At 38.3% G+C, this 1,899-nt stretch carries 1 protein-coding gene; it reads right to left on the bottom strand.

Annotation, left to right across the window (positions count from 1 at the left end):
- Nucleotides 1-1,899, bottom strand: a 1,899-nt coding sequence (locus H5202_RS21605; RefSeq protein WP_182773857.1) for a hybrid sensor histidine kinase/response regulator, incomplete at both ends; no start/stop codon positions are given.

Genomic DNA, 1,899 nt, shown 5'->3' with positions numbered 1-1,899 from the left:
GCAAGCCGCTTGGCGCCAAGGTTGCTTGCGGTACCTTTAATAGTATGAGCAATAATACTGATCGCGGCATTATTTTGTTGTTCAAACGCTTGAGTAAGCATCAATAATTGTTCTGACATTTCTGATGCAAAATGATGTTTCACATCAATGAAAAAAGCAATTTCACCGCCAAAACGACGTAAAATAGAATCAGGATTTTCTATAATCACATCATCTTCATTGTTATCAAACTCTTCTGTTAGTTCAAAAGGCACATTATCAACTTTAGAATGATTATGAACATCTTCTGTTGGTATCAAGAGGTTAAGCATACAAGGTAATAAAAGCGTCATATCTATTGGCTTACCAATATGATCATCCATACCGGCCTCAAGACACAAGGCTTTATCAGCAGGCGATGCGTTAGCTGTCATGGCTAAAATAGGTAAATCATTAAATCGGCCATCTGCACGAATAAGTCTGGTGGCCTCAAGCCCATCCATAATGGGCATCTGCATATCCATTATAACAATATCAAATTGATTATTCGACTTCGTCACACAATCAACACCCTCAATACCATCTTCAGCGAGTGTTACTATCGCACCTTGTAGGCGTAATAATTCATCAATAACTTGTCGATTAAGTTTGTTATCTTCAACAACTAATACCCTGAAATCTTTTAACACCATATTGGATATTTTTTTAGGTTGTAAAGGTTGATCTAAACCATTAATGGCTTGGTGAACCGCCTCTAACATTAAATTGGCCGTCACAGGTTTGGTCAGCATATTAACAAAAGGTTTTTGGCTATATTGCTTGGTTTGCTCCATTACCTCTGCGCCATAAGCGGTCAACATAATAATTGCAGGGGCGTTATCTTTAGTAAACATTGATTGAATATGACTGGCCGTTTCTAAGCCATTCTTATCGGGCATGTTCCAATCCATAATAATGACATCATAATGGTTAGTGGCATTTAAGCTTTGCTCAACAAGATTTATCGCTTGTTTACTGTTATTTGCTTGATTAACATAAGCACCATGAGCCATTAAGGTTTTTGATAAAATTTTACGACTCGCCTTACTGTCATCAACAAGCAGAATATTTTTACCCTGTAAATCAATATCTACATCATTATTCTTTTCTTCAACAATATTAACCGTCAAATCAAACCAAAAACAACTCCCTTCACCAATATGGCTCGTCAGCTTTAGTTCACCGCCCATCAACTCAACTAAACGTTTAGTAATCGCGAGTCCTAACCCTGTACCGCCGAACCTTCTTGAGGTCGAGGATTCTGCTTGAACAAACCCTTGGAATATTTTGATCCCTTGTTCCGGGCTAATGCCTATCCCTGTATCGGTAATCGAAATTGTTAAGCTCACTTGAGTAGCGGTGCATTCATTGCAGTGAACACTGACAATAACATGACCCTCAGCGGTAAATTTAATCGCGTTCCCAGCAAGATTTAACAACACTTGCCGCAAACGAAGCTCGTCACCTTCAATTAAGTAAGGAATAGCAGGATCTAAATCAAAAATAACTTCTACATTTTTATGGTGTACATTGGTTGCCAACATCACTGCTAATTCGCGCATTAACGTTTCGAGTTTAAATGGATGTAAATCAAGCTCTAGCTTACCTGCATCAATTTTAGAAAAGTCTAAAATATCATTTAACAGCCCCAATAATGACTTTGCAGCAATCTCAGCCTTAGTAACATAATCAATTTGCTGGCGACTCATATCAGAATGCTGAATAAGTTGTAACATGCCTAACACTGCGTTCATTGGAGTACGAATTTCATGACTCATATTAGCTAAAAATGCTGATTTAGCCGCACTGGCAGCATCTGCAGCTAGCTTGGCTAAACGTAATGTTTGCTCTAACTCCTGATGATCTTGAAATGGCTGAACT

The organism is Shewanella sp. SG41-4 (genome assembly GCF_014164505.1).
In the GTDB taxonomy this organism is placed as follows: domain Bacteria; phylum Pseudomonadota; class Gammaproteobacteria; order Enterobacterales; family Shewanellaceae; genus Shewanella.
This window is presented reverse-complemented; position numbering and strand designations above follow the sequence as displayed.